The sequence below is a fragment of the Aquabacterium sp. A08 genome (assembly GCF_011742065.1).
On record NZ_JAAQQT010000665.1, the window covers coordinates 1 to 20,678 of the forward strand.

The following is a 20,678-nucleotide window of genomic DNA, read 5'->3' on the forward strand; positions in this document are numbered from 1 at the left end:
CGGCGCACCACGGCCAGGCTCTGCCAGAAGGCGCGCAACAGGCGCAGCGGCAACAGGGCCAGTGTGAGCACGCCCTTGCCGCGCACGCCGCCAAAGGCGACCGGCTCGAACGCGAAACCGCGCGGCGGCACCAGGCGCTCTTCCATGCTGCCGGGGGCTCCCAACCAGTGCACGCGCCAACCCTCGGCACGCAAGGCCTCTGCCACGGCCAGGCCGGGGAAGATGTGGCCGCCGGTGCCACCGGCCATCACCAGCGCGCAGGGGGTCTGGCTCATACCCGGCCTCCGTGCATCAGTTTGCGGTTTTCGTGGTCGATGCGCAGCACCACCGCCACCGCCACCAGGTTCATCAAAATGGCCGATCCACCGTAGCTCATGAACGGCAGCGTCAGGCCCTTGGTGGGCAGCGCGCCCAGGTTCACCCCGATGTTGATGAAGGCTTGGAAACCGATCCACAGGCCCACGCCTTGGGCCACCAGCCCGGCGAACACCTGGTCCAGCGCAATCGCCTGGCGGCCGATGACCATCATGCGGCGGGTCAGCCACATGAACAGCGCTATCACGACCAGCACCCCCACCAGGCCGAACTCCTCGCCGATGACGGCCAGCAGAAAGTCGGTGTGCGCCTCGGGCAGCCAGTGCAGTTTTTCCACGCTGCCGCCCAGGCCCACGCCAAACACCTCGCCGCGGCCGAAGGCGATCAGCGAATGCGACAGCTGGTAGCCCTTGCCCAGCGCGTGGTCCACGCTGAAGGGGTCCAGGTAGGCAAACACCCGCTCGCGCCGCCACGGCGAGCTGGCGATCATGAAGGCGAACAGCGCCACCAGCAGGCCGGCGATGATGAAGAACATGCGCGCGTTGACGCCGCCCAGGAACAAAATGCCCATGGCGATGACGGCGATGACGATGAAGGCGCCCATGTCGGGCTGCAGCAGCAGCAGCACGCCCACCACGGTCACGGCCCCACCCATGGGCAGCACCGCGCGGAAGAAGCGCTCCTTGACCTCCATGCGCCGCACCATGTAACCGGCGGCGTACATCAGCACCGCCAGCTTGGCCAACTCGGACGGCTGGAAGTTCATGATGCCCAGCGGGATCCAGCGCTGGGCGCCGTTGACGCCGCGCCCCACCACCAGCACCAGCACCAGGCTGGCCACGGCCGCCGCGAACAGCCAGGGCGACCACTTTTCCCAGCGCCGCATCGGGAGCTGGAACGCGATCAAGGCGCCGACGGCCCCGATCAGCATGGCCACCGCGTGGCGCAGCAGGAAGTGGGTGCTTTCGTAGTTGCGAAAGCGCGGGTTGTCGGGCAGCGCGATGGAGGCCGAGTACACCATGACCAGGCCCCAGCACAGGAGGGCCACCACCACCCACAGCAGGGGTTGGTCGAAGCCCATTTCCCGCACCACCGCGGTCCGGCCGCGGGCGTAGTCGCGGCTGGTCAGACGGATCGGCAGCTCGCCCACCAGCTCGCGCGCGGCACCGCCGGCAGCACGCGCACCGCCGCCGAGCCAGCGCGTAAAGCGGCCGAGTCCGTGGAACACCTGGGTGTTGCTCATGTGGGCGTGCCCGCTTCCTGCTGCAGCTGCAGCACGGTGTCCACGAAGACCTGGGCCCGGTGGGCGTAGTCCTTGAACATGTCCAGGCTGGCGCAGGCCGGCGACAGCAGCACGGCGTCGCCCGGCTGGGCCTGGTCGGCGCACCAGTGCACCGCCTCGGGCAGCGTGGCCGCGTCGTGCAGCGGCACGCCGGTGTCGGCCAGGGCGGCGCGGATCGTCGGTGCGTCGCGGCCGATCAGCGCCACCGCGCGCACGTGGCGGGCCACGGCCGGGGCCAGCGGCGCGAAGTCCTGGCCCTTGCCGTCGCCGCCCAACACCACCACCAGGCGGCGCTCGGCGCCCAGGCCCTTGAGCGCGGCCAGGGTGGCACCGACGTTGGTGCCCTTGCTGTCGTCGAAGTACTCCACCCCGTCCACAATGGCCACCGGCTCGACCCGGTGCGGCTCGCCGCGGTAGTCGCGCAGACCGTGCAGCAGCGGGGCCAGCGGGGCGCCCGCGGCGGTGGCCAGGGCCAGGGCCGCCAGGGCATTGCTGGCGTTGTGGTGGCCGCGGATGCGCAGGGCCTCGGCCGGCATCAGGCGCTGCAGGTAGACCGCTTCGTCTTCGGCCTTGCCTTTGCGGCGGGTGTCGTCCTCGGCCTGGGCACGCACCAACCAGGTCATGCCGTTGACGGCCTCCAGGCCCCAGTCGCCGGCGCGGTGCGGCCGTTCGGTGCCGAAGGTGGCGCAGGCGCGGGCGGGCACGGTCTTGGCGCGGCCGCCTTCGCGCACGGTCTGCGGCTGCGGGCGCCAGGCCATCACGGTGGCGTCGTCGCGGTTGAGCAGCATCAGCCCGCGCTGGCCGAAAATGCGCGCCTTGGCCGCGGCGTAGGCGGCCATGTCGCCGTGCCAGTCCAGGTGGTCCTGGGTGACGTTGAGCACGGTGGCGGCGGTGGGCTCGAAACCCTCCACGCCTTCGAGCTGGAAGCTGGACAGCTCCAGCACCCAGGCCTGCGGCCGCTCGACGCTGGCCAGCGCCTCGCGCAACACGTCGAGCAGGGTGGGGCCGATGTTGCCGGCCACCGCCACCCGCCAGCCGATCCCGCGCAGCAGGTGGGCGGTGAGTGAGGTGGTGGTGGTCTTGCCGTTGGTGCCGGTGATGGCCAGCACCTGCGGCGCGTAGTGCAAGTCGCCCTCGGCGGCGGCCAGGGCGTTCAGGGCCTGCGCGAACAGGCCCAGTTCGCCCACCACCGGCACGCCCACGGCGCGGGCGGCGTCGCTCAGGCCGGTCATCTGCGCCGGGGCAATGCCGGGGCTGCGGCAGACCAGGGCCCAGGGCTCGCGCTGGAACAGGGCGGCGTCGAACGGCGCGTGCAGCAGGGCCACCCCCGGCAGCTCGGCGGCCAGGGTGGCGGCGTTGGGCGGGGTGGCGCGGGTGTCGGCCACGGTGACGCGGGCACCGGCCAGCGCGCACCAGCGCGCCAGCGCCAAGCCGGACGCGCCCAGGCCCAGCACCAGCACCGGGCGGTCGTGCAGGCGCGGCAGGGCCAGCGCCCGCCAGTCGGCGGGGGCAGCGGCGGCGCCGTCGTGCGCCTGGGTCGGGGCCGGGCCGTTCATCGCAGTTTCAGGGTGGACAGGCCGATCAGGCACAGCAGCATGGTGACGATCCAGAAGCGCACGACCACCTGGGTCTCGCGCCAGCCGGATTTTTCGAAGTGGTGGTGCAGCGGCGCCATTTTGAACAGGCGCCGGCCTTCGCCGTAACGGCGTTTGGTGTACTTGAACCAGGTGACCTGCAGCATCACCGACAGGGCTTCCACCACAAAAATGCCGCCCATGATGGCCAGCACGATTTCCTGGCGCACGATGACAGCGATGGTGCCCAGCGCCCCGCCCAGCGCCAGCGCGCCGACGTCGCCCATGAACACCTGCGCCGGGTAGGCGTTGAACCAGAGGAAGGCCAGGCCGGCACCGGCCATGGCGGCGCAGAAGATCAGCACCTCGCCGGTGCCCGGGATGTGCGGCAGCAACAGGTATTTGGCGAACACCGCGTTGCCGGTCACGTAGGCAAAAATGCCCAGCGCCGAGCCCACCATCACCACCGGCATGATGGCCAGGCCGTCCAGGCCGTCGGTCAGGTTGACCGCGTTGCTGGACCCGACGATGACCAGGTAGGTCAGGATGACGAAACCGAACACCCCGAGCGGGTAGCTGATTTCCTTGAAGAAGGGCACCATCAGCCCGGCCTGTTCCGGCAGGTCCAGGGTGAAGCCCGAGGCCACCCAGTCGATGAACAGCTCGAACACGCGCTGGTTGGAGCCTTCGGAAATGGCAAAGGCCAGGTAGAACGCCGCCACCACGCCGATGAGCGACTGCCAGAAGTACTTTTCGCGCGAACGCATGCCCTCCGGGTCTTTGTGCACCACCTTGCGCCAGTCGTCCACCCAGCCGATGGCGCCGTAACCCAGCGTCACCACCAGCACGATCCAGACGAAGCGGTTGCTCCAGTCGAACCACAACAGGGTGGACAGCGCGATGGAAAACAGGATGAGTACGCCGCCCATGGTGGGCGTGCCGCTTTTGCTCAAGTGGCTCTGCATGGCGTAGCCGCGGATCGGCTGGCCGATCTTGAGTTCGGTGAGCCGGCGGATGAAGTACGGGCCGGCGGCCACGCCGAACAGCAGCGCGGTCATCGCCGACATGACGGCGCGGAAGGTCAGGTACTGGAACACCCGCAGGAAACCGAATTCGGGGCCCAGCCCCTGCAGCCACAAGGCCAGACTAGGCAGCATGGGCGCCCTCCTTCGCTGTTGTGTCGGGCAGGGCCTGCAGCGCCTGCACCACCCGCTCCATGCGCATGAAGCGCGAGCCCTTGACCAGCACGCTGCCCAGGGCGGGCGCCAGCGCGCAGCTGCGATCCACCAGCGCGGCGACCTCCGGGAAATGCACCAGCCGGCCGTCGCCCAGGCCACCCAGCCCGGCCACTGCCTGGGCCATCCAGTCGCCGCTGACCCACACGTGCTCGATGCCGCGGGCCAGCGCGTGGCGCAGCACCTCGTCGTGAAAGGCCAGGCCCTGGTCGCCGACCTCGCCCATGTCGCCCAGTGCCAGCAGGCGCGGGCCGGGCAGTTCGGCCAGCACGTCGATGGCGGCGCGCACCGAATCGGGGTTGGCGTTGTAGCTGTCGTCCACCAGGGTGATGGCACGCCCCGCCAGGGGCAGGGCCAGCGCGCGCGAACGACCGGTGACCGGCTCGAAGGCGCTCAGCCCCTGGGCGATGGCGGCCAACGGCACGCCCGCGGCCAGCGCGCAGGCGGTGGCCGCCAAGGCGTTGCGCACGTTGTGGCGGCCGGCGATGTGCAACACCGCCTCCAGGCTGCCGGCGGGAGTGTGGATGAGCGCCATCCAGGCGCCCTGGGCCCAGGTGGCGCTGCCGCGCACGTCGGCGCTGGCGCCGTCACCAAAGGTCAGCACCGGACGGCCGGCGGCCAACTCGCGCCACAAGGGGGTGTAAGCGTCGTCGGCCGGGAACACCGCGGTGCCGTCTGCAGGCAGCGCGGCGAACACCGCCGCGTTTTCGCGCGCCACCGCTTCCACCGTGGCCATGAATTCCTGGTGTTCGCGCTGGGCGTTGTTCACCAGCGCCACCGTGGGCTGGGCGACGGCGGCCAGCCCGGCGATCTCGCCCGGGTGGTTCATGCCCAGCTCCACCACGGCCAGGCGGTGTTCGGGGCGCAGGCGCAGCACCGTCAGCGGCACGCCGATGTCGTTGTTCAGGTTGCCCTGGGTGGCCATCGCGGCCTCGCCCGCCGCCGCCCGCAGGATGGCCGCGAGCATCTGCGTCACCGTGGTCTTGCCGTTGCTGCCGGTCACCGCGATCAGCGGCAGCGCAAACTGCGCGCGCCAGCGGGCGGCGAGTTGGCCCAGCGCCACGCGGCTGTCGGGCACTTCCACGCCGGGCAGGCCGGCGCTGTCCAGGCCGCGCTCGGCCAAGGCGGCCACGGCACCGGCGGCGCGCGCGGCAGCCAGGTAGTCGTGGGCGTCGAAGCGCTCGCCGCGCAGGGCCACGAACAGGTCGCCCGGGCGCAGGCTGCGGGTATCGGTGTGCACGCGCCGCACGTCGGCGCGGCCCAGGTCGCCCACCGGGCGGGCGCCGGGCAGCGTGGGCAGGAGTGAGGCCAGTGGGGTCATGCGGCGGCTCCGGGGGTCGCGTCGTGGCGGGCCTGCAAGGCGCGGCGGCCCTCGTTCAGGTCCGAAAAGGGGCGCTGGACGCCGGCCACGTCCTGGTAGTCCTCGTGGCCCTTGCCGGCCAGCAGCACCACGTCGCGGGCGTCGGCCAGGCGCACGGCCAGGGCAATCGCCTGGGCGCGGTCGGGTTCGACGACGGCACGCACCGGCTCGCTCAGGCCGGCCTGCATCTGGTGCAGGATGGTGAGCGGGTCTTCGCTGCGCGGGTTGTCGCTGGTCAGCACCACGCGGGCGGCCTCGCGCTCGGCGGCGGCGGCCATCAGCGGGCGCTTGGTGCGGTCGCGGTCGCCACCGCAGCCGACCACGCACCACAGCCGGCCACCGCGTTCGCGGGCCACCGGCTGCAGGGCCTGCAGGGCTTTGTCCAGCGCGTCGGGGGTGTGGGCGTAGTCCACCAGCACCAGCGGCAGCTCGGTCGGGCCGTCGGGCCAGGCCGACTGCATGCGCCCCGGCACCGGGGTGAGCGCGGCGCTGGCGGCCGCGGCGTCGGCCAAGCCGTGGCCCTGGGCCCGGGCCACCGCCAGCGCGCACAGCAGGTTGGCCAGGTTGTAGTCGCCCACCACCGGCAGCGCCAGGGTGGCACGCCCGCCGCCGGCCTCTTCCACGGTGAAGGCGATGCCCTGGGTGGTCCAGCGGCGCTCGGTCACCCGCAAGCGGGCGGGGGCGCCGTCGGCGTCCGGGGTGCCATCGACCGACACCGTCCACAGCGCCAGCCCGCGCGGCGCCAGTTCGCGCGCCAGCCCCGGGCCTTGCGGGTCGTCCAGGTTGACCACCGCGGCCCGCAGGCCCGGCCAGTCGAACAGGGCGCGCTTGGCCTGCCAGTAGTCGGCCATGCTGCCGTGGTAGTCCAGGTGGTCCTGGGTGAAGTTGGTGAACACGGCGGTGTGCACCGCGGTGCCGTTGAGCCGGCCTTCCGCCAGGCCGATGGACGAGGCCTCGACCACACAGGCGCGCACGCCCCGGCCGTGCAACTGGCGCAGGGCCGACTGCAGGCGCACCGGGTCGGGCGTCGTCAGGCCGGTGGGGTCCATGGCCTCGCCCGGCACGCCGATGCCCAACGTGCCCATGACGGCGGCGGGCGCGCCCAAGGCACCCAGCCACTGGGCCGTCCACCAGGCGGTGGAGGTTTTGCCGTTGGTGCCGGTCAGCGCGACGACGCGCACATCGGCGCTGGGCGCGCCGTGGAAGGCGGCGGCCAGGGGGCCGGCGGCGGCCTTGAGGCCAGGCACGGCCGCGATGCGCGGGTCGGCAAAGCCCCACGCGTCCAGCCCCTCGTGCTCGACCAGGCAGGCCACGGCGCCGGCGGCCAGGGCCGCTTCGACGAAACGGCGGCCGTCCTGCGCCGCTCCGGGCCAGGCCACCAAGGCGTCGCCAGGCCGTACGCGGCGGCTGTCGCACACCAGGGCGTGCGCGCCGCGCTGGCGCAACCAGGCCACGGCGTCGGCGGGGGTGGGCAAGGTCTGGGTCACACCGATTCCTCCACCACCTCGGCCACGATCTGGGGCTTGACGCTCATGTCGGGCTGCACCCCCAGCAGGCGCAGGGTCTGCTGCACGGTTTCGCTGAACACCGGCGCGGCCACGGCACCGCCGTAGATCACGCCGTTGCTGGGCTCGTCCACCATCACCGCGACGACGATGCGCGGCGCCTCCACCGGGGCCAGCCCGACGAAGAAGCTGCGGTATTTTTTGGCGGCGTAGCCCTTGCCTTCCTGCTTGCGCGCGGTGCCCGACTTGCCGCCCACCGAATAGCCCACGGTCTGGGCGCGCTGGCCGGTGCCGCCCGGGCCGGCGGCCATCTCCAGCATCTTGCGCACGGCCAGGGCGTTCTTTTCGCTGAACACCCGCACCCCGCTGACCGGCTGGTCGGTTTTCATCAGCGTCACCGGCACCATCTGGCCGTTGCGGGCGAACACGGTGTAGGCCTGCGCGATCTGGAACAGCGAGGCCGACACGCCGTAGCCGTAGCTCATGGTGGCTTGCTCGATCGGCTTCCACGTCTTGTAGGCGCGCAGGCGGCCGCTGACGGTGCCCGGGAACGGCAGCTGCGGCTTCTGGCCGAAACCCGCCTGGGCATAGGTTTCCCACATGTCGCGCGGTTGCATCTGCATGGCCAGCTTGACGGTGCCGACGTTGCTCGACTTCTGGATCACCTCGTTGACGCTGAGCACGCCATAGGGGTGCACGTCGGAGATGGTGAAACCGCCCATCTGCAGCCGGCCCGGGGCGGTCTGGATCGGCGTCTCGGGCCGCACCAGGCCCTTCTCCAGCGCCAGCGCGGCGATGAAGGGCTTGACGGTGGAGCCGGGCTCGAAACTGTCGGTCAGGGCGCGGTTGCGCAACTGCTCGCCGGTCAGGTGGCGCCGGTTGTTGGGGTTGTAGCTGGGGTAATTGGCCAGCGCCAGCACCTCGCCGCTGTGGGCGTCGAGGACCACCACGCTGCCGCCCTGGGCCTTGTGCTCGGCCACGGCTTCGCGCAGGCGCTGGTAGGCAAAGAACTGGATCTTGCTGTCGATGGACAGCTGCAGGTCCTGGCCATCGGTGGGCGGGATGGCGTCGCGCACGTCCTCGATCACCCGGCCCAGGCGGTCCTTGATGACGCGGCGCGAGCCCGACTTGCCGGACAGCAGCTGGTTGAACGCCAGCTCCACCCCCTCCTGGCCCACGTCTTCCACGTTGGTGAAGCCGACCACGTGGGCGGCGGCGTCGCCCTCGGGGTACTGGCGCTTGTATTCCTGGCGCAGGTGCAGGCCCTTGATCTCGAGCGCCTTGAGCCGCAGGGCCACCGGCTCGTCCACCTGGCGCTTGACCCAGACAAAGGTCTTGTCGGTGGTGAGGCGGCGCTTGAGCTCGGCCAGCGGCATCTCCAGCAAGCGGGCGGCGTCGGCCAGCTTGGGGTGCTGCAGGTCCACGTCCTGCGGAATCGCCCAAATGCTCTGGGCCACCACGCTGGTGGCCAGGATGAGGCCGTTGCGGTCCAGCACCCGGCCGCGGTTGGGCGGCAGCTCCAGGGTGCGGGCAAACCGCACCTCGCCCTGGCGCTGGAAGAATTCGTTGCCGAACACCTGCACATAGGCGGCGCGCCCGGCCAGGCCGACAAAGGCCAGCGCCAGGCCAGCCACGATGAACTTGCTGCGCCACACCGGGGTGGCGCTGGTCAGCAGCGGGCTGGAGCTGTAGGCGATGCTGCGGCTCACGGCTGCCCCTTCTGCACCGGCCCCTGCAGCACCTGCATGCGGCCGCTGGCCACGCCGTCGGCACCGGCCGCAGCGGGCAGGGCCACGTATTCGGTGATGCCGGGGTGCGCCGGGCGCATCTGCAACTGGCGCACCGCCAACTGCTGCACCCGCGCGGGGGTGGCCTGGGCGCGCTTTTGCACCACCAGCTGTTCGTGGTCGGCCGCCAGGCGTTCGCTGAGCGAACGGGCACGGTCCATCGCCACGTACAGGCGGCGCGACTCGTACTGCAGGTGCACCAGGTAGAAGGCGCTGCCCAGCACCGCCGCCAGCAACACCAGGTTCAGCCGGGTCATGGCCGCGCCTCCAGCGGGGCGTCGGTGCGGCGGGCCACGCGCATCACCGCGCTGCGCGCGCGCGGGTTGGCCGCCACCTCGGCGTCACTCGGCATGACGCGCACCACGTCGGTCAGCGCCATGGGCTTGGGCGCCGCAAAGGGCGCGCGGCGGTCGAACACCTCTTTCGAGTGCAGCGCCATGAACTGCTTGGTGATGCGGTCTTCCAGCGAATGGAAGCTGATCACCGCCAGCCGGCCGCCGGGCTTGAGCACCCGCAGGCTGGCGCTCAGCGCTTGTTGCAGCTCTTCAAGCTCGGCGTTGATGAAAATCCGAAGAGCCTGAAATGTGCGCGTTGCAGGGTCCTTGCCCGGCTCGCGGGTTTTGACCGCGCCAGCCACGACTTCGGCCAGCTCGGCGGTGGTTCGAACAGGGCCCCGTTCCTGTCGGCGACGATCAATCGCCTTTGCAATCTGTTGAGCAAACCGTTCTTCGCCGTATTCACGTATCACCTCCGCCATCTGGGGAATGTCGGCCTCTGCCAACCACTCGGCCACGCTCAGGCCCCGGGTCGGGTCCATGCGCATGTCCAGCGGCCCGTCGTGCCGGAAGGAAAAACCCCGGGCGGGGTCGTCGATTTGGGGGGAGCTCACGCCCAGGTCCATCAGCACCCCGTCGGCGCAGGCCTGGCCCACCTCGGCCAGGGCCTTGAAGCCCTCGTGGCGCAGGCTCAGCCGCGGGTCCTCGGCCGCGATGGCCTGGGCCACCGCGATCGCCTGGGGGTCTTTGTCGAACACCGTCAGGCGGCCGGCCGGCCCCAGGCGCGACAGGATCAGCCGCGAGTGCCCGCCGCGCCCGAAGGTCGCGTCGATGTAATGGCCGTCTGGTTGGACTTGAAGGGCGTCGACCGCTTCGTTCAACAAGACGGTGCAGTGTGTGAAGGACGCTTGCACCGCCGGGCCTCAGAAAGAAAAGTCCTTGAAGACGTCGGGCATCTCGCCCTGCATCGCCTCGGCCTCCTGGGCCGCGTAGGTGGCGGCGTCCCACAGCTCGAAGTGGTTGCCCATGCCCAGCAGCACCGCCTCCTTGGCGATGCCGGCGGCCGCGCGCAGCTCGGGCGAAATCAGCACCCGGCCGCTGGCGTCCATCTCGCAGTCCATGGCGTTGCCCAGGAAGATGCGCTTCCACCACTGGGCCGACATGGGCAGGGCGGCGATGCGCTCGCGGAATGTTTCCCACTCGTTGCGGGGAAAGACCATGAGGCAGCCGTGCGGGTGCTTGGTGATGGTCAGCTGGCTGCCCGCCGTCGCGCTCAGGACGTCACGGTGCCGGGTCGGCACCGAGAGCCGACCTTTGGCATCGAGACTGAGGGACGAGGCGCCTTGGAACACGTTGGACCAACCTTAAAAACCCACTTTTCACCACTTAATTGCACTTTTCTCCACTGTAGCACCAAAGTCCTAGGACACCGCACCATTCGTCGGATATTTTTTGAATGAAATCAAAGACTTAGGCCCGATTTACAAAGTAAACCGGGCCCAAAAATCCAAGAAAAACAAGCACCTAGGCGCAGGACTGAAAGTCCTTTGTGAGCTAGCGACTCATAGGATGTAGCGCGAGAGGTCTTCGTCCCGGCTCAGGGCGCCCAAGCGGGCGTCCACATAGGCGGCGTCCACCGTCACGGTCTGGCCTTCGAGGCGGGTGGCGTCGAAGCTCACCTCGTCCAGCAGGTGCTCCATCACCGTGGCCAGGCGGCGCGCGCCGATGTTCTCGGTGCGCTCGTTCACCTCGAAAGCGATGTTCGCCAGGCGGGTGATGCCCTCGGGCGTGAAGGTGACGGTCACGCCCTCGGTGGCCAGCAGCGCCTGGTACTGGCGCACCAGGCTGGCGTGGGTCTGGGTCAGGATGGCCTCGAAATCGGCCACCGACAGCGACTGCAGTTCCACCCGGATGGGGAAGCGCCCCTGCAGCTCGGGAATCAGGTCGCTGGGCTTGCTCAGGTGGAAGGCGCCGCTGGCGATGAACAAAATGTGGTCGGTCTTGATCGGTCCGTGCTTGGTGGACACGGTGGTGCCCTCCACCAGCGGCAGCAGGTCGCGCTGCACGCCCTGGCGCGAGACCTCGCCGGTGCTCTGCCCTTCGCTGCGGCTGGTGACCTTGTCGATCTCGTCGATGAAGACGATGCCGTTCTGCTCGGCGTTGGCCACCGCGGCCAGCTTGATCTCTTCCTCGTTGATCAGCTTGCCGGCCTCTTCGTCAATCAGCAGCTTGCGCGCCTCGGCAATTTTCAGCTTGCGCGCCTTTTTCTTGCCGGCGTTGAACTGGCTGAACATGCCGCGCAGCTGCTCGGCCATTTCCTCCATGCCGGCGGGGGTCATCACCTCCATCGCGGGCGCGGCGGCACTCAGGTCGATCTCGATCTCTTTGTCGTCCAACTGGCCTTCCCGCAGCTTCTTGCGGAACACCTGGCGCGCGGTGCTGTCGGGCGCGGGTTCGTGGTCGCCCAGGCGCGGCGGGGGCAACAGCGCGTCCAGGAGGCGCTCCTCGGCCGCGTCCTCGGCGCGCGTGCGCAGCTTGGCCACCTCGGCCTCGCGCGTCTGCTTCACCGCCATGTCCACCAGGTCGCGGATGATGCTGTCCACGTCCTTGCCCACATAGCCCACCTCGGTGAACTTGGTGGCCTCGACCTTGATGAAGGGCGCATTGGCCAGCCGGGCCAGGCGACGCGCGATCTCGGTCTTGCCCACGCCGGTGGGGCCGATCATCAGGATGTTCTTGGGCGTGATCTCGGGGCGCAGCTTGGGGTCCACCTGCTGGCGGCGCCAGCGGTTGCGCAGCGCGATGGCCACGGCGCGCTTGGCGGCGTTCTGGCCGATGATGTGCGCGTCCAGCTCGGACACGATTTCCTGGGGGGTCATGGAGGCAGACATGGGGATCTCGGCTCGAAAAAATCAGGGCCGCGCGGCGGCGGCCGGGTCGGGGCGCTGGCGCGGGCTCAGAGCACTTCGACGGTGTGGTTCATGTTGGTGTAGATGCACAGCTCGCCGGCCACCTTGAGCGACTCGCGCACGATCTGCTCGGCGCTGAGCGCGGTGTGGTCCAGCAGCGCCTTGGCGGCCGACTGGGCGTAGGCGCCGCCGGAGCCGATGGCGACGATGCCGTGCTCGGGCTCCAGCACGTCGCCATTGCCGGTGATGATGAGACTGGCGGTCTGGTCGGCCACGGCCAGCATGGCTTCCAGGCGGCGCAGCACGCGGTCGGTGCGCCAATCTTTGGTGAGTTCGATGGCGGCGCGCACCAGGTGGCCCTGGTGCTTGTCCAGCTTGGCCTCGAAGCGCTCGAACAGGGTGAAGGCGTCGGCGGTGGCGCCGGCAAAACCGGCCAGCACTTTGCCGTGGTGCAGCTTGCGCACCTTGCGCGCCGTGCCCTTGACGACGATGTGGCCCAGCGTCACCTGGCCGTCGCCACCGATGGCGACCTGCACACCCTCGGCCGTGGCGCGCCGCACGCAGACGATGGTGGTGCCGTAAAAAATCGAAGAATCCTGGTGTTCCATGCTCAGTATTGTCGCAGGCGCACCGTCACCGTTTCGTCCACCCCGACCACATGGAAAAACGCCGCCACCAGACGGCTCACCCCCACCAGCTCCACCGTCAGGCCGCGCGCGGTGTGGGCCATGAACCACTGCAAAAAGCTGCCGGCGGCGGCAAAGTCCACCCGCCGCAGCCCGTGGCAGTCGATGCGGAACGGCTGGTCCACCGGGTGGTGCTGCAACGCCGCGTCCAGCGCCAGCACGGTGTCGGGGATGTCACCCTGGAGCACGCCCTGGACCGCGACGGCGGTGCCGGGCCGCAAGGGCTCATTGGCAGCCAGAGCCAACGGCGGCAGCAGGGTTGAGGCCCCGGAGCCGGACAGGGTGGTGGCCATGGCCGGCCACTCGAGCACGTCCAGACCGGCCAGCTGGGTGTCCAGGGGGTGGATGGGCTCGCCCACGGCTTCAGGCGCCACGGGGTCGGGCACCGCCTCGGCCACCTCGAAGCGGCACACCGGCTCGGCCCATTCGGGCGGCAGCACGCCGTAGGTGACGCAGTAGTCCAGTGCCGCGAGGTCGAACTCGTCGCGGCGGCCCATCAGGCGCAGCAGGGCCAGACGCAGCAGCCACCAGACGGGGTCGTTCTCGCGCCGGCCGGACGGGGTGCTGGCCTTGAGCCGGCGCCGCAACACCGCGCCGCCGCGGAAGTGGAACGCCAAGGGCTGCTGGAGCCAGCCCTGCACCACGCCCAGCAGGGCCTGGGCCGCGGCCAGGTCGGCCGACACCAGGTCGGTCCAGTCCAGCCACTTGTGGCCTCCGGGCTGGGCCACCAGCCGGTGCAGCTCGGCCACGGCGGCGGCGTCCAGCAGCAGCGGGCAGGTCCAGGCGTGCATGGGCGGGGCCGGGGCGGCCGCCTCGGCCCCGGCCGGCGGGGGCGCGGGCAGCGGCGTGGGCCAGCGCGGCACCGCCCCGCCAAAGCGTTCGGCGTATTCGGCGGCCAATTCCTCGAAGCCGGGCACATCGCCCTGGGCGTGCAGCACGTCCAGCAACACCCCGGCAGCGGCCTTGGCCGTGGGGGACTGGGCCTCCTGCACCATCAGGGTGCGCAAGGCCTGCTGGCTGGCGCCGAACTGGCCGTTGGCAAACCGCACCGCCGCTTCGGCAATGCCCGGGTGCGACAGCAGCGCCTGCCATTCCGCCTGGCCGGCGTTGGGGTCTTCGGTGACGACGTCGATCGTCATGGCAAAGGGCGGCTCGTCGCCCGGGCGCGCCTGCAGGTGGGCCGGCACGGTGACGCCCCCGTCCAGCCGGGCCGGGATGGTGCTGCCGCCGCCGATGCGCAGACCCTCGCCGTCCTCGCCTTCGGTGCGGCGCTGCAGCCAGTGCGCCGACATCTGCTCCTCGATGCGGGCGATCTGCTCGATGGTGCGGTTCTTGTCCACCCCCAGACCCGACGACGGCGGCACCGAAGCGCGCTCGTCGGCCGGCGCGGCCACCGGGTGGGCACGCTGCTCGCGCATCAGGGCGCGCAGCGCGTTGAGCTCGCGGTGGCGGACCTGGTCGTTGCGGCGCTTGCGCTGGATGGCCGCCTTCAGGGCCTCGCGCTCCTGGGCCAAGGCCGCCTCGTGCGCGTCGAGCTCGGTCCAGTCCACCGTCGGGTGGCGCACAAAACGCGCCACCTTGGACAGGAAGCCGCCGCGGGAGTCGCCTGTGGCCATGGCTGCTGGGGTGCCGGTGTCAACGCGCCCGTGTGGGGTCGGTCCCGCTCAGTCCCCGAACAGCTTTTGCTTGAGCTCGCGGCGCTGTTGCGCTTCGATGGACAGGCTGGCGGTGGGGCGCGCCAGCAAGCGGCCCACGCCGATGGGCTCGCCGGTCTCGTCGCAGTAGCCGTAGTCGCCGGCGTCGATGCGGGTGATCGACTGCTCGATCTTTTTCAGCAGCTTGCGCTCGCGGTCGCGGGTGCGCAGCTCCAGCGCGTGCTCTTCTTCGATGGTGGCGCGGTCGGCCGGGTCGGGCACCACCACCGTGTCCTCGCGCAGGTGCTCGGTGGTTTCCCCGGCGTTGACCAGGATGTCCTGCTTGAGCTGCTGCAGCTTGCGCTTGAAGAAGGCCAGTTGCACGTCGTTCATGTACTCGGTGTCGGGCATGGCGAGCACGTCGGCATCGGTCAGCTCGGCCAGCGGCTTGGTCTTCCAGTTGTTGGCCAGCTTGGGGTCTTTCTTGACGGGGGAAGGGGCGGTGGTCGGCATCTCGCGTTCTCGGGTCGGGGTGAAGGAGACCTTGGCCGCTGCGGGGTCGTGCGACGGGGCCACGGCCTGGTTCATCTGGGCCTGCATGGCGGCCTGGGCGGCGCGCTTGTTCACGCTGGGCGTGCGCACCTCGCTGCCGGCCTTGAGGGGCTTGTCGGCCGACGGCGTCGCCTTGGCGCTGTCCGCGGCTTTGGCGGACGCCTTGGTGCTGGCCGATTTGGCTGGGACTTTCACAACGGATCTCCTCGGTTCGCCCACAGGTGCCGCGGGGGTCGGCGCCGGCGGCACAGCATGGGGGGTGATGGTGGCTGGCAGCGGGCCAGCAGTTCCAGACGCGGCCGATTGTACGGCCTGCGCACCGGCCCAAACCGCCGCGCCGCCGGGAACCTCGCCGGCCGGCGCGGGGGCGGTCAGACCAGCGCCTGCTCCAGCCCCTGCACCAGAATGTCTCTGGGCAGGTCGATGCCGATGAAGACCATCTTGCTCTGGCGCGGCTCCTCGGGCTTCCACTCGGGGCCCAGGTCGGAGCCCATGAGCTGGTGCACCCCCTGGAAGATCACCTTGCGCTCGGTGCCCTGCATGTGCAGCACGCCTTTGTAACGCAGCAGCTTGGGGCCGTAGATCTGGACGATGGCACCCAGAAAATCTTCCAGCTTGGCCGGGTCGAACGGGCGCTCGGCGCGGTAGACGAAGCTTTTCACATCGTCGTCGTGGTGGTGGTGGTGCGCGTGCGACGGGTGATCGCACTGCTCTCCGTGCTCATGGTGGTGGCCGTGGTCGTGGCCTTCGTGCTCACAGTGACCGTGGTCGTGGTCGCAATGGCTGTGATCGTCGTGGTCGTGCCCATGGTCATGCCCGTGGTCGTCGGCTTTGAGGAAGTCCGGGTCGATGTCCAGCTTGGCGTTCAGGTTGAAGCCGCGCAGGTCCAGCACCTGGCCCAGGGCCACCTCGCCGAAATGCGCCGTCTCGATCGGCGCGCGCGGGTTCATGTGCTTCAAGCGGTGCGTCAGCGCGTCCAGCGCCTCGGCGTCCACCAAATCGACCTTGCTGATGAAGATCTGGTCGGCAAAGCCCACCTGGCGCTGCGCCTCGACCCGGTGGTCGAGCTGCTGCATCGCGTGCTTGGCGTCCACCAGGGTGACGATGGAGTCCAGCAGGTAGCTTTCGGCCACCTCATCGTCCATGAAAAAGGTCTGCGCCACCGGGCCGGGGTCGGCCAGACCGGTGGTTTCGATCACCACCCGCTCAAAGTCCAGCAGGCCTTGGCGCTTTTTGGCGGCCAGCAGCTGCAGCGTGCTGCGCAAATCCTCGCGGATGGTGCAGCAGACGCAGCCGTTGCTCATCTGGATGATCTGCTCCTCGGTGTCGGCCACCAGGATGTCGTTGTCGATGTTCTCTTCGCCGAACTCGTTTTCGATGACGGCGATCTTCTGGCCGTGCGCCTCGGACAGCACGCGCTTGAGCAGGGTGGTTTTGCCGGCGCCCAGGAAGCCGGTGAGGATGGTGGCGGGGATGAGGGCCATGGAACGGGGGGTGTGAAAACGGGGAACGAACAAAAGGCGACCGACCCGGGACAGCGGGCACGGCGGCGTGCTGGGGTTCAGTGTAGTGGAGCTGTCAAGCCCGCGCCGGGCACAAAAAAAGCCGGGCAAGCCCGGCTTTTGCGGTGGCCAGGGCCCCGGCCGCCTCAGGGGCGCAGGTACACGTGGCCTTCGCGGGCCTGCAGCTTGGCCACCTCGGCCACGCCAGAGGGCACGATCTTGGCCTCCATCGCCACTTTTTCGGGGGCGATCTTGCGCGACACCAGGGTGTTGTTGCAGACGCGGAACTCCACGCCACGGCCGGCCAGTTCGCCGATGGCACCGGCGAAGGGTTGCTCCATCTGGTTGGTGGCGCCGTCGAGCAGGAAGTCGATGCCCAGGCCGTGGGTCACCACCACGATCTTGGCCGTGGGGTCGGCCGCCAGGTGGTTGCGGATGTTGTTGATGGCGCGCGAGGCCTGGGGGATGCCTTCGCTCATGTGGTAGACGACCCGGATGGGTTCGCTGGCCTGGACCGAACCGGTCCACAGCAAGGACGCCAGCAGCACCTGCAGGGCAAGCAACCATTTTTTCATGTGCGTTTCTCCAAAAAGTCCAACAAAGGCGCCATTGTCCACCGTGGCAGACCGCGACACCCCCGGGGGATTCCCTCAGTCCGGGGAGCCGGAGGGCTTTTCGGCCCCGCGGCGCGCGCGCGGGTGGGCGGCGTCGTACACCCCGGCCAGGTGCTGGAAGTCGAGCCGGGTGTAGACCTGGGTGGTGCGGATGTGGGCGTGGCCCAGCAGTTCCTGCACCGCCCGCAGGTCGCCGCTGGACTGCAGCAGGTGGCTGGCAAAGCTGTGGCGCAGCATGTGCGGGTGCACCGGGCTGGCCAGGCCGGCGGCCTGGGCGCGCTGGCGCAGGCGCAGCCGGGCCGCCTGCGCCGACAGCCGCGCGCCCTGGCGGGTGACGAACAGGGCCGCGGGCGCGGCCGCTGCGGCCGCCGGCGTCAGCCACAGCGACCGCCAGGACAACCAGTCGCGCCAGGCGGCCAGGGCCGGCGCGCCCACCGGCACGCTGCGCCACTTGCTGCCCTTGCCCAGCACGTGGGCCTCGCCCGCTTCGGCGTCGATCCAGCCGCGCGAACCGGGGACCGGGTGCAGGTCCAGCCCCAGCAGTTCGGCAATGCGCAGACCGCAGCCGTAGAGCAGTTCGGCCAGGCAACGGTCGCGTGCCGCCAGGGCGTCGCGCTCCAGGGCCTCGCCAGGGGTGTCGATCGGGGCGCCTGGGTGGGCCACCAGCCGCACCGCGTCTTCCACCCCCAGGGCCTTGGGCAGGGGCTGGGCCGCTTTGGGCGCGCGCACGCCCTGCACCGGGTTCAGCGGCACCGCGCCCTGCCGGCCCAGCCAGGTGTACAGGCCGCGCCAGCACGACAGCACCAGCGCGATGCCGCGCGGCGCGTGCCCGGCCGCGCGCCACTGCGCCGCCCAGCGCCGCACCTGGGCATCGCGCACCGCCAGCAGCCCGACCCCGGCCTGCTCGCAGCGCTGCAACAGGTCCTGCAGGTGCCGGGCATACAGGTCTTGGGTGCGGCCGGCCAGGCGCTTCTCCACCCGCACATGCGCCAGGTAGCGTTCGACCCAGGCGGCGTCGGGGGTGGACATGGCGACCGTTGGGGGCAGGTCAGTCGGCCGGCAGCAGGCGCGACAGCGCGGCCGACGCCAATTCCGCGATGCGCACCAGGAAATCGGTGCCCATCTGGGCGGTGAAACGTTGCGGGTCGTGTGAGGCCAGCACCAGCAGGCCAAAGGCCGGGGCCTCGGCCCGCGTGCGCAGCGGCAGCAGGGCCAGCGACGCCGCCGCGGTCGGGTCGCGCAGCCATTGGGACGCTTCCAGCCCCGGGTTGCTGCCGCAGTAGGGCAAAGTCAGCGAGGTGGCGAAAGCGCGGGCATCGGCGCTGCTGCCCTGGGCATAAGGCGCGTCGGCCCAGGCGCCGGCCACGCCCCACAGCCGGATGGCGGCCTGCGGCACCTGGAATTCGTCCTCGATGCCGTGGGCCACCAGCGCCGGCAGGTCGCCGGGCTCGGTCGCGCGCAGCAGGCCCAGCGTCCAGCGCTGCAGGCGGTTGGCGATGGCGACGTTCTCCTGCCCGTGGCGGATCATGTCGGCGGCCTTGAGTTCGAGGTGGCGCAGCTTCTCGCGCAGCATCTCGACCTGGCGTTCCTGCAGGCTGACGGCGCGCTGGCCGTGCGGGCTGGTGAGCTGCACGCTGGCCAGCAGCTCGGCGTGGCGCTCGAAAAAGTCGGGGGTGTTGACCAAAAACTGCGCGATGTCGTCTTCGGTGATGGGGGGCAGGGTGTCGCGGGTGTCCAAGGGGCGCTCCGTGGGGAAAGTCGGGCCGGGAAGGGTCAGGGGAGGTCGGGCACGTCGATGCGGCCCTCGAAAACGGGGGTGGCCGGGCCGGTCATGCGCACCGGGGCGTCCAGGCCCTGCCCCATCGGCCAGGCGATGGTCAGGCGGCCGCCGCGCAGGTCCACGTCCACGCGTTCGTCGAACCAGCCCAGGCGGATGCCGGCCACCACCGCGGCGCAGGCGCCGGTGCCACAGGCCAGGGTTTCGCCGGCGCCGCGCTCGTACACCCGCAGGCGGGCGTGGCCGCGGTCCAGCACCTGCAGAAAGCCGGCGTTGACGCGGCGCGGAAAGTGCGCGTGACGTTCGATCAGCGGGCCCCAGTCGGCCACGGGCGCGGTGTCCACGTCGTCCACCCGCAGCACGGCGTGGGGGTTGCCCATGCCCACCACCGCCACCGGGGCGGTGCGGGCGCCAACCGGGGTGTCCAGCGCCAGCGGCCACAGCCGCCAGCCGCCCTCGGGCTGCGGCGCCAGGCCGGTGTCGTCAAAGGGCACGCGCGCCAGGTCGAACACCGGGGCGCCCATGTCCACGGTCACGCGGCCGTCGGGGTCGAGTTGCAGCGTCATCTCGCCGTGGGCCACCTGCACCCGCACGCGGCTGCGCTGGGTCAGGCCACGGTCGTGCACGTAACGCACGAAGCAGCGGGCGCCATTGCCGCAGTTTTCCACCTCGCCGCCGTCGGCGTTGTGGATCACGTATTCAAAGTCCACCCCCGGGTGGGGCGCGGGGCGCACGCTCAGGATCTGGTCGGCGCCAACGCCGAAGTGCCGGTCGGCCAGGAAGCGGTACTGGGCCGGCGTCAGGCCCAGCCGGCCCTGGGTTTCGTCGAGCACGACAAAGTCGTTGCCCGCGCCCTGCATTTTGGTGAATAAGACCTGCATGGGCGCATTATCGGGCAGCCTCCGGGCCGCGCCGGGCTCAGCGCGCCGGTTCGGCCATGAACATTTCGACGCGGCGGTTGCGGGCCCGGCCCTCGGCGGTGGCGTTGCTGGCGATGGGCTCGCGCGCACCACGGCCGTCGATGGCGATGACGCCCGCCGGCACGCCGCGCGCGGTCAGGTAGTCGCGCACGCTGGCGGCGCGGTTGACCGACAGCGGGTTGTTGACGGCGTCGCTGCCGGTGCTGTCGGTGTGGCCGATGATGGTCACCCGCGCCTGGGGGTTCTTGACCAGGCCCTGGGCAAAGGTGTCGAGGATGGGACGGAAGTTGGGCTGGATGTCGGCCCGGCCCACGGCGAAGGACACGTCGCTGGGGATGTTGAGCTTGAGCTGGTTGTCGGCCGTCTGCGTCACCTCCACGCCGGTGCCGCGGGTGCTGGCCTCCATCTGGCGCTTCTGTTCTTCCATGCGGGTGGACCAGATGTGGCCGCCCACCGCGCCCACGCCGGCGCCGATGACCGCGCCCTTGGCCGCCCCGGAACTGCCGTCGGTGACGGCACCCAGCACCGCACCGGCGGCCGCGCCGATGAGGGCGCCCCGGCCGGTGCCGGCCTTTTGTTCTTCGGACATGTTGGCACAACCGACCAACACCGTGGCCGCAAGCGCGGTGGCTGCAATGGCAAAGGTACGCATGGCAATCTCCTGTAGTCAGCGTTTGGATTATGGGCCGGTCCCCCACGGAATCCAAGCCCGCGCCCCGGCCTTTACAGACGTTTACCATTGCCCCACCGG

20 protein-coding genes are annotated in these 20,678 nt (G+C 70.5%); all 20 read right to left on the reverse strand.

The annotated features are described in order from the left end of the window. A partial coding sequence (locus tag HA630_RS16055) for a glycosyltransferase (protein WP_208300118.1) occupies positions 1-275 on the reverse strand: 275 nt, incomplete at its 3' end. Next, positions 272-1,558 carry a putative lipid II flippase FtsW gene (gene ftsW, locus HA630_RS16060; RefSeq protein ID WP_166835948.1) on the reverse strand — a complete coding sequence of 429 codons (1,287 nt, stop codon included), beginning with the start codon at positions 1,556-1,558 and terminating at the stop codon, positions 272-274. The genes HA630_RS16055 and ftsW, both read right to left, overlap by 4 nt. Beyond that, on the reverse strand, positions 1,555-3,153 hold the full coding sequence (gene murD / locus HA630_RS16065; protein WP_166835950.1) for a UDP-N-acetylmuramoyl-L-alanine--D-glutamate ligase: 1,599 nt from the start codon (positions 3,151-3,153) through the stop codon (positions 1,555-1,557). Before murD ends, ftsW begins: the two co-directional genes overlap by 4 nt. After that, entirely contained in the window at positions 3,150-4,328 is a 1,179-nt protein-coding gene (gene mraY / locus HA630_RS16070; protein WP_166835952.1) for a phospho-N-acetylmuramoyl-pentapeptide-transferase, read from the reverse strand. The genes murD and mraY overlap by 4 nt, the downstream gene beginning before the upstream one ends. Next, the gene (gene murF, locus HA630_RS16075; RefSeq protein ID WP_166835954.1) at positions 4,318-5,727 is read right to left on the reverse strand and encodes a UDP-N-acetylmuramoyl-tripeptide--D-alanyl-D-alanine ligase; all 1,410 of its coding nucleotides are present in this window, start codon (positions 5,725-5,727) and stop codon (positions 4,318-4,320) included. The genes mraY and murF overlap by 11 nt, the downstream gene beginning before the upstream one ends. Then, the gene (locus tag HA630_RS16080; protein ID WP_166835956.1) at positions 5,724-7,253 is read right to left on the reverse strand and encodes a UDP-N-acetylmuramoyl-L-alanyl-D-glutamate--2,6-diaminopimelate ligase; all 1,530 of its coding nucleotides are present in this window, start codon (positions 7,251-7,253) and stop codon (positions 5,724-5,726) included. Before HA630_RS16080 ends, murF begins: the two co-directional genes overlap by 4 nt. Continuing rightward, the gene (locus tag HA630_RS16085; RefSeq protein WP_166835958.1) at positions 7,250-8,980 is read right to left on the reverse strand and encodes a penicillin-binding protein 2; all 1,731 of its coding nucleotides are present in this window, start codon (positions 8,978-8,980) and stop codon (positions 7,250-7,252) included. The genes HA630_RS16080 and HA630_RS16085 overlap by 4 nt, the downstream gene beginning before the upstream one ends. After that, positions 8,977-9,315, reverse strand: coding sequence for a cell division protein FtsL (gene ftsL, locus HA630_RS16090; protein ID WP_166835960.1), 339 nt, complete (start codon positions 9,313-9,315; stop codon positions 8,977-8,979). Before ftsL ends, HA630_RS16085 begins: the two co-directional genes overlap by 4 nt. Continuing rightward, the gene (gene rsmH, locus HA630_RS16095) at positions 9,312-10,247 is read right to left on the reverse strand and encodes a 16S rRNA (cytosine(1402)-N(4))-methyltransferase RsmH (protein ID WP_166835962.1); all 936 of its coding nucleotides are present in this window, start codon (positions 10,245-10,247) and stop codon (positions 9,312-9,314) included. The genes ftsL and rsmH overlap by 4 nt, the downstream gene beginning before the upstream one ends. 9 nt (positions 10,248-10,256) lie before the next feature. After that, positions 10,257-10,685, reverse strand: coding sequence for a division/cell wall cluster transcriptional repressor MraZ (mraZ, locus tag HA630_RS16100; RefSeq protein WP_166835964.1), 429 nt, complete (start codon positions 10,683-10,685; stop codon positions 10,257-10,259). Positions 10,686-10,895: 210 nt separating this feature from the next. Next, on the reverse strand, positions 10,896-12,224 hold the full coding sequence (gene hslU, locus HA630_RS16105) for an ATP-dependent protease ATPase subunit HslU (RefSeq protein WP_208300120.1): 1,329 nt from the start codon (positions 12,222-12,224) through the stop codon (positions 10,896-10,898). A gap of 65 nt (positions 12,225-12,289) precedes the next feature. Then, the gene (hslV, locus tag HA630_RS16110; RefSeq protein ID WP_166835966.1) at positions 12,290-12,850 is read right to left on the reverse strand and encodes an ATP-dependent protease subunit HslV; all 561 of its coding nucleotides are present in this window, start codon (positions 12,848-12,850) and stop codon (positions 12,290-12,292) included. A 2-nt stretch (positions 12,851-12,852) separates the two neighbouring features. Beyond that, complete coding sequence (locus HA630_RS16115; RefSeq protein ID WP_166835968.1) at positions 12,853-14,544, reverse strand: STAS domain-containing protein; 1,692 nt, start codon at positions 14,542-14,544, stop codon at positions 12,853-12,855. 48 nt (positions 14,545-14,592) lie between these two features. Beyond that, positions 14,593-15,309 (reverse strand): RNA polymerase-binding protein DksA, encoded by a 717-nt coding sequence (dksA, locus tag HA630_RS16120; protein WP_371809265.1) that lies wholly within the window; start codon positions 15,307-15,309, stop codon positions 14,593-14,595. Between the two features lie 176 nt (positions 15,310-15,485). Beyond that, positions 15,486-16,598, reverse strand: coding sequence for a GTP-binding protein (locus HA630_RS16125; RefSeq protein ID WP_166835970.1), 1,113 nt, complete (start codon positions 16,596-16,598; stop codon positions 15,486-15,488). 164 nt (positions 16,599-16,762) lie between these two features. Continuing rightward, positions 16,763-17,191 (reverse strand): DsrE family protein, encoded by a 429-nt coding sequence (locus HA630_RS16130; RefSeq protein WP_166835972.1) that lies wholly within the window; start codon positions 17,189-17,191, stop codon positions 16,763-16,765. A 75-nt stretch (positions 17,192-17,266) separates the two neighbouring features. Next, complete coding sequence (locus HA630_RS16135; protein ID WP_166835974.1) at positions 17,267-18,259, reverse strand: tyrosine recombinase XerC; 993 nt, start codon at positions 18,257-18,259, stop codon at positions 17,267-17,269. Between the two features lie 19 nt (positions 18,260-18,278). After that, complete coding sequence (locus HA630_RS16140; protein WP_166835975.1) at positions 18,279-18,968, reverse strand: DUF484 family protein; 690 nt, start codon at positions 18,966-18,968, stop codon at positions 18,279-18,281. A 35-nt stretch (positions 18,969-19,003) separates the two neighbouring features. Beyond that, complete coding sequence (gene dapF / locus HA630_RS16145; RefSeq protein WP_166835977.1) at positions 19,004-19,888, reverse strand: diaminopimelate epimerase; 885 nt, start codon at positions 19,886-19,888, stop codon at positions 19,004-19,006. Positions 19,889-19,925: 37 nt separating this feature from the next. After that, on the reverse strand, positions 19,926-20,579 hold the full coding sequence (locus HA630_RS16150; protein WP_166835979.1) for an OmpA family protein: 654 nt from the start codon (positions 20,577-20,579) through the stop codon (positions 19,926-19,928). Between the last annotated feature and the right edge of the window lie 99 nt (positions 20,580-20,678).